Below are 7077 nucleotides of genomic sequence, written 5' to 3' on the forward strand. Positions count from 1 at the left end.
TGGAGAAAGAGATCCTAAAAAAGGCGACGGTCTTCTTTGCCAAAGAAACCAAGTGAAATACGGTTTCATTACCCAACATAAGAAGACCTGGCCGATTAGTCTGATGTGTCAGGTTCTGGGAGTCAGTCGCCGTAATTACTACAGTGCAGTGCAACGAAACGAGCAACTTGAACCCGATCCGCAACATGATGAGCTAATTGAATGGGTACAGAAGATAGCAGATGCCAGTGACTATACCTATGGCGTCAGGCGAATGAAACGCGCGCTGAATTCGCTCGGTTATCCGGTTGGAAAACAGCGTACGAGAGCCTTGATGAAAGAAGCCGACGTGAGCGTTAGACGGCGTAGAAAATACAAAGTAACGACCAACAGCGACCATCAGCAACCTGTATTTGATAACGTGCTATCACGCGACTTTGATGCGCAAAAACCAGACCAGGCGTATGTCTCTGACATTACCTATATCTGGACGCAGGAAGGCTGGCTGTATCTGGCCGTTGTCATCGATCTGTTCTCACGCAAAGTCGTGGGTTGGAGTATGTCTTCTCGGATGAGTGCCCAGCTTGTGTGTGATGCCTTAACAATGGCTTTATGGCAACGTAAGCCCAAGGCTGGCCTGATACATCATTCGGATCGTGGTTCGCAATATGCCAGCCGACAATTTAGACAGCTACTGGCGCAGTACAAGGTAACAGGTAGCATGAGTAGGAAAGGTGATTGTTGGGACAATGCCGTTGTAGAGAGCTTCTTCGGCACATTAAAACAAGAGCGAGTGCAATGGCGTCATTACCAGAGCCGTCATGCTGCTCAGCAGGATATCCTGCAATATATTACTATGTTTTATAACAGCCAAAGAATGCACTCATATCTGGATTACAAAAGTCCAAACCAATATGAAGCTGACATGGCTAACTTAGGAAAAGCGGCTTAACTGGGTTGTGTGAATTTGGTTGACCACGTCAGTACCTTCAGGTGCCGAGTTTTCACCTATATAAATCATATGCTTGATATTGTCACATTTCAGCTTCAACTCTTTAGCTGTGTCGATAAAAGCATCATCAAAAAACAAAATGCTACATTCCGAATCATTTAATGAATAAAGGTTTTCTTTGACAGACCACCGAATATTTAATGGCACCATAACGCTGCCAGACCAAGGGATAGCATTTAAACACTCAAAATATTTATCTGAATTTAAAGCTAAAATTGCAATATGAATGCCTTTGCCTGCTCCGATGGCGGCTAGCCCACTTGCTGATTTCGCTACTCTGTTGTTAACTTCATTCCAGGTGTGCTCCCTGTCAGCGAAAGATGTTCCAATAGTGTTAGGTAAAATAGTAGCATTTCGTTGTAAAGCTTGATAAAAGTGCATAGCAACCTCTTATTTTTAGGTTTAAGTATTCTAGTTATTTATGAGTAAATTTTGCATAAAAGCCAAATATTGTATTTACGTTATAAAAAAATTTACAAGTAGTTGATAGGAATAGAATAATAATAATGCTAATTGTATACTCCAAAAACTAGCACGTAAGATAACCGCGATAATATTAGTTGAAATCATATGGATTACTGATTGAGCTATACGGGCATAAAGTAGGTAGATAACAGTTGAATTCATCATATCTAGTTGTTTAGAAAGTGCCGCCACAATGACTAAAGCACAGAACACTGGCAGCATCTCAAGACAGTTTAATTGGGCTCTTGTAAGCCTTTGACCAAAGCCAGGAGTATTACTGCCATCAGGATGAAAGTTATTAAGGGCAACTTTATTGCTACTCAAAAAAGTATAATAAGCTCTCATATTTAAGAGTATGAAGCTAAGAACTAATGTCCAGCCAGCAAAGCCCGTTAACGCAAGTAAGGTTTGATTCATGTTTTTTCCTGTTTGTTATTTAAAAAGGATATTTTTTTGATTTTGTTCCTGCCAAGCGGGCTATGTTCATTAATCACTGATTATTAGTATCCCCAAAAGCATCATATTGAATGATGTTTTTTTGGGTTAAGCCAGAACAATAAATAGACTTGAGGATTAACTTAATGAATCCAACAACAATTTAAGATGCACGGCCTAGCGAATAAATAATTTATAAACCAATTTATGCATAAATCCGCCAAATGGAGGAAACAAGAGGTGGGCGAAACTAATACGCCCTTTCTTTAAAATTGACTTGCCGTGAGAGAATGTTTTAAAACCCTCTTCCCCATGGTATTGGCCCATACCCGAAGCTCCAATGCCGCCAAAAGGCAAATCATCATTGGCCACATGAAAAGTAGCTTCATTAATACAGACCCCACCAGCATGAGTGTTCAATAAAATTTCTTGCTGGAATGCTTTATCAAAACTATAAATATATAATGCTAACGGTCTGTCATTTTTATTTATATAGTGAATAGCTTCTGCGGTATTTTTGTAGGTAATTATAGGGATGATAGGGCCAAAAATTTCTTGTTGCATCACTTTCATATCATCGTTGACATCAGTTAGCACGGTTAAAGGCATTTTTCTTTCTGTCTTGTTGATAGGTTCTGCAGTGAGCGGAGTTATATTTGCTCCATGACTTCTCGCATCGTCTAACAAACCATTTAATCGTTCAAATTGGGCATCATTAATAATACTGGTACAATCTTTATTATTAGTGATTTTAGGATACATTTTACTATAAATTTTCTGTAGTTCTTCAACTAACACTGTGACTTTATCTTCAGGACAAAAAATATAATCAGGCGCTACACATGTTTGACCTGAGTTAAGAACTTTACCTAAAATAAAACGCGAAACAGCAAGTTTAATGTCTATTATACCATCAATAATTGCAGGAGATTTTCCGCCTAATTCTAAAGTAACCGGTACAAGGTTTTTAGCGGCTGCTTGCATAACAATTTTACCGACATTGGTTGAGCCAGTAAAAAACAAATGATCAAATGCTAACGAAGTGAATGCCGTAGCTATTTCAACCTCACCTCCAATAATAGCAACTTGTTTTTGCTTAAAGACTTTATGAAGTAAACCGGCTAATAGCGTTGCTGTTACAGGCGTAAACTCCGACATTTTTAACATAACACAATTACCCGCTGCCAATGCCGTAGCTAAAGGACCTAAAGATAAAAATACAGGGTAATTCCATGGTACTACTACACCAACCACACCAAGAGGTTGAAACAAAATAGATGCTTTAGCGGGTTGAAATAACAAGTCTACTTTACGTTTTTTAGGTTTCATCCATGATTTCAAGTTTTTAATGGTGTAATTAATACCTGAAATAGTAGTGATAATATCGCCTATCTTTGTGTCATCAGCACTTCTACTACCAAAATCTTTATTTAAGGCCTCAACGAAATCATCTTGATTATCAAGCAGGAGCCTCTTGAGTTTTTTCAGATCTTTAACACGATCATCATAGCTCCGATAAGGTTCGGATGAAAAATAACATTTTTGTAATTCGAAACATTCTTTAACGTCATTTATGGTTTGAAGTACGTGCATATTATAAGTTTTCCAAGATAAGCATTTTTTTATTATTCAATTTAAACAACTGCATTGCATTAGCAATTTGCGCCAATATCTTATCGTTTATAACAGTGTAGCTTTAATGCCCTGCGGCTTTACTGTCTTTATATTGTGGGGTAATAGGTTTATGTTCTCTATCCTTCAACATTTCGTCTAGACAAGCATTTTGGCGTAACAAAATTGTCTCACTACTGGTTGTCAGCGATTTACATCACCTCATCAACATACGATAAGTCACAGCCGTTCAGACTCAACTACCAATACAACTAGATAGTGGCATTGGGCAGTCATATTCGAACTTGTTAATACAATGATAATTTTGCTCTGAGAGGGGATATTTGGCCTTGCCGTTGACAGCACGAGAGCCCCATATATGTCTAAGTAAATAAATGTGCGCTAAGAATCAATGTTTATGCCCAAATTTGGTTATATTGATTACTGCCCACTTTTATTTTACAGTTTAGTCACGCCTTGGTGTCGTCACGTTGTTGATTATGTTTAACGGAATGCCTATGATTACAGAATTTTACTCCCCTAAATATTAAATGGCACGAGGAAATAGTATGTCAGAAAAAAAAGAGCGTACCTATCTAATTGACGACCCTCAATTTTCAGTTCTTTCAAAAAAGGGGTTTTTCGGGAATATCCCACACTCGAAGCAGCTAGGCATGGAAACAGTCTCTTTGGAAAGAAACAGAGCCATATTTCGAATTCCCTTTGCAGAAAGCTTGGTGGGTGATCTCGCCAACGGGATCATCCATGGTGGTGTTATTCTGTCTTTAATGGACAGTGTTGGTGGTATGGCCACGTTTTGTGCTTTGCCTGCGATGGAATCCATTGCCACCTTGGATTTGCGTGTTGATTTTCTCAAACCTGCGTTGGCAGGGCAGGGCATTGAAGCGGCTGCGGAGTGTTATAAATTGACCAATACGGTGGCCTTTATTCGTGGTGTGGCTTACCAAACAGATATTAATGACCCCGTTGCGTCCTGCGTGGCAACTTTTATGCGCGCGTCCAGTAGTAAAATGCAAGGGGTAGTTAAGTAATGTCAGAGAAAAATGATTTCTTCAAATCAATACGTGAAACCAAAGAGTTTGATAAAGCCATTGAGATGATCCCTTATGCGAATTTTCTCGGTGTGCGCTTCTCTGAAAATGAAGATGGCTCTCTAGTATTCCGTATGCCATTTGATGAAAAAAACGTAGGTAATACTGCGCTGCCTGCTATTCATGGTGGTGTGATTGCGGGTTTTATGGAGAATGCAGCTATCGTAAGTTTAATGTGGGCAATGGAGTCCACCAGCGTGCCCAAAGTGATTGACTTTAATATCGACTACATGCTCTCGGGCCGCGCCCAAGAAACCTACGCGCGTTGTGATATCGTCAAATTAGGTAAGAGGATTGCTAATGTGCAGATCACTGCCTGGCAGGATGATCCAAATAAAGCCATCGCGGTGGCGCGCTCCCATTTTAAGCTGATCCACGATTAATCTGAAATAAATGAGACGCCACATGGAAAGTATCGTCTCCACGTAATATGGAAAGCTAGATTAAACAAGTTTAGAAGTCGCCGTAAAAACTTGATTTAATTCGATTATATTCCAATTTAAATAAACCAAATCTACGGCGACTGTAATAAACTACTTATGATTTTATTAGAAGACTTATCTATTAGTAGATCAACATCATCCACAAAAATATAATTAATTTCACTAATAAAACATGAATCTAGCATTGAATTAATAATAGGCTCTAATGATGGCAAAGAGATATTATCAAGCTGATTTATAAAGGATGTATTCGTATCCAAGTTAGTAGCTTTAAGGGATATAACTATTTTTTAAGAAGGGCTATGGGGTTGTTATCTGATTGAGATATAGATATAAGTATAGACTTTTTTAAATTTTTTGATTCTTGATAAAGTTTATCTAAAAGCTCTGTTTTTCCGAATCCAGGCTGGGACTGTATAAGGGTGAGCCTATTTCGATGGATGTTGAAATTTTTAGAGCGCATAGATTAATTAGAGAAAATGTTTCACTTCATTAAGTTTAGAAATACCACCTAGTAGTAAAGTAATATTTGCCACATCACAATACAGCGGTTTAAAGCCAAAATATGCCAGAAAAAAACTGACTTTGCTATAAGACTGTCGGCAATATTTCTTAACCACAATAGATTTATTTTTAATTATCCAATATTTAATTGTAAAAAAAAGCCTTCAGTAACAGCATTATAAATATAGGTTTGCATATTTTTCACGTAAAGGAGCTTTAAGAAACTTTCCTGTAGCTGTTTTAGTAATATCATCTACAAATAGAATGCGTTTAGGAACCTCGTAACCAGCAAGTTCGCTTTTACACATTTTTATTATATCAGTTTCCGTTATATTCACATTAGGTTTTGGGATGACGATAGCGGTTACGGCTTCTGTCCAATGAGGGTGTGGTAAGCCTATAACGGTCACACCAGCTACGCTTGGGTGTGACATTATGACTCTCTCTACCTTAACAGAAGCAACGTTTTCACCGCCTGTTTTAATCATGTCCTTCTTTCTATCAACAAACATTAATTGGTGATCTTCATCAAAATAACCTAGATCCCCCGAGTGATGCCAACCAAAAGTAGATACTTCAGCGGTAGCTTCAGGATCTTTATAATAGCTATTCATTGCTGAAGGTGAACGCCATACGATTTCACCTATTTCACCATCGGGTAATATTACGCCATTATCGTCCATTACGGCTTGATCTGTTGTTGTTAACGCTTCTCCCCAGTAATTACCATCTTTATATGACCATTTATCATGAAAGACAGTGGTAACGGGGGTCATTTCTGTTTGTCCTGAGCCTAAGATAAACGGACATTTAAAAATAGCTTTCAAGCGGAGTAAGCTTGGTTTATCCATTGGTGCCATTGCATACATACAAGTATCTAATGCACTGAAGTCGTATTTTTCTATGTTAGGAACCTCTAGAAGCGCTTTCCACATTAAAGGTAAAAGAAAAATAAAGTTAACTTTTTCTTTTTCAATAATTTTGACAAAATCCTCTGGTTCAAACGTTCTAAATATAAGAACCGTACCACTCATATGCAATACTGAGGTTGAAATTAGGTGTTGTGCACAATGAAACATTGGCATAACCGATGTACCTATACCTTCTTTTTTTATGCCTAGCTCAATAGCTGCTGATAGGCTATTGATAAATAGGGCAAGATGAGAAGTTTCTACACCTTTAGGTTTAGATGTTGTGCCGCTGGTGTATAAAATTTGTAGAGGATCGCGATCGCTAATAATTAGATCTTCATTTTCTTTATCAGCAGCACTTTCAAGTAACTGATTAAAACAAAGGTAGCTATCTGGCACGTTGCAACCTGTAACAGGTATTGAAATCTGAGCTATCCCCACGAATAGTAAAATAAAGTCAAAGAGTTAGGGAACATTCATGGCATTTGGTGATCAGATCTTTCGCCAAAAAAAACCAACACAGAAAACACCATGAATGCACGCTCTATATTGAACAATCTTGTCTCTTTTGTCAGCCATAAAATGCATAAAACCCGCAAACAGGC

Annotated in this window: 7 protein-coding genes; 3 read left to right on the top strand and 4 right to left on the bottom strand. The window is 38.2% G+C overall.

Features of this window, described 5'->3' with window-relative positions; translation table 11 throughout:
- A partial coding sequence (locus MHN09_RS20620; protein ID WP_239220428.1) for an IS3 family transposase occupies positions 1-931 on the top strand: 931 nt, incomplete at its 5' end.
- Here MHN09_RS20620 and MHN09_RS20625 read toward each other — a convergent pair.
- The 3 genes from MHN09_RS20625 to MHN09_RS20635 all read right to left on the bottom strand — a co-directional run bounded on the left by MHN09_RS20625 (position 914) and on the right by MHN09_RS20635 (position 3484).
- Positions 914-1372 carry an AMP-binding protein gene (locus tag MHN09_RS20625; RefSeq protein ID WP_187447825.1) on the bottom strand — a complete coding sequence of 153 codons (459 nt, stop codon included), beginning with the start codon at positions 1370-1372 and terminating at the stop codon, positions 914-916. The two genes, MHN09_RS20620 and MHN09_RS20625, sit on opposite strands and share 18 nt — an antisense overlap.
- A 75-nt stretch (positions 1373-1447) precedes the next feature.
- Positions 1448-1873: an MAPEG family protein gene (locus tag MHN09_RS20630; RefSeq protein ID WP_187447826.1), complete on the bottom strand. Its 426-nt coding sequence runs from the start codon at positions 1871-1873 to the stop codon at positions 1448-1450.
- 195 nt (positions 1874-2068) lie between these two features.
- Positions 2069-3484: a coniferyl aldehyde dehydrogenase gene (locus MHN09_RS20635; protein ID WP_187447827.1), complete on the bottom strand. Its 1416-nt coding sequence runs from the start codon at positions 3482-3484 to the stop codon at positions 2069-2071.
- Positions 3485-4071: 587 nt separating this feature from the next.
- Here MHN09_RS20635 and MHN09_RS20640 point away from each other — a divergent pair.
- Entirely contained in the window at positions 4072-4554 is a 483-nt protein-coding gene (locus MHN09_RS20640; protein WP_187447828.1) for a PaaI family thioesterase, read from the top strand.
- Entirely contained in the window at positions 4554-4997 is a 444-nt protein-coding gene (locus tag MHN09_RS20645) for a PaaI family thioesterase (protein WP_187447829.1), read from the top strand. The genes MHN09_RS20640 and MHN09_RS20645 overlap by 1 nt, the downstream gene beginning before the upstream one ends.
- A gap of 740 nt (positions 4998-5737) precedes the next feature.
- On the opposite strand, the gene MHN09_RS21615 is transcribed toward MHN09_RS20645, so the two are convergent.
- Positions 5738-6871, bottom strand: coding sequence for an AMP-binding protein (locus tag MHN09_RS21615; RefSeq protein WP_187447830.1), 1134 nt, complete (start codon positions 6869-6871; stop codon positions 5738-5740).
- Between the last annotated feature and the right edge of the window lie 206 nt (positions 6872-7077).

The organism is Alteromonas sp. MmMcT2-5 (assembly GCF_022348315.1).
Taxonomy (GTDB): domain Bacteria; phylum Pseudomonadota; class Gammaproteobacteria; order Enterobacterales; family Alteromonadaceae; genus Alteromonas; species Alteromonas macleodii.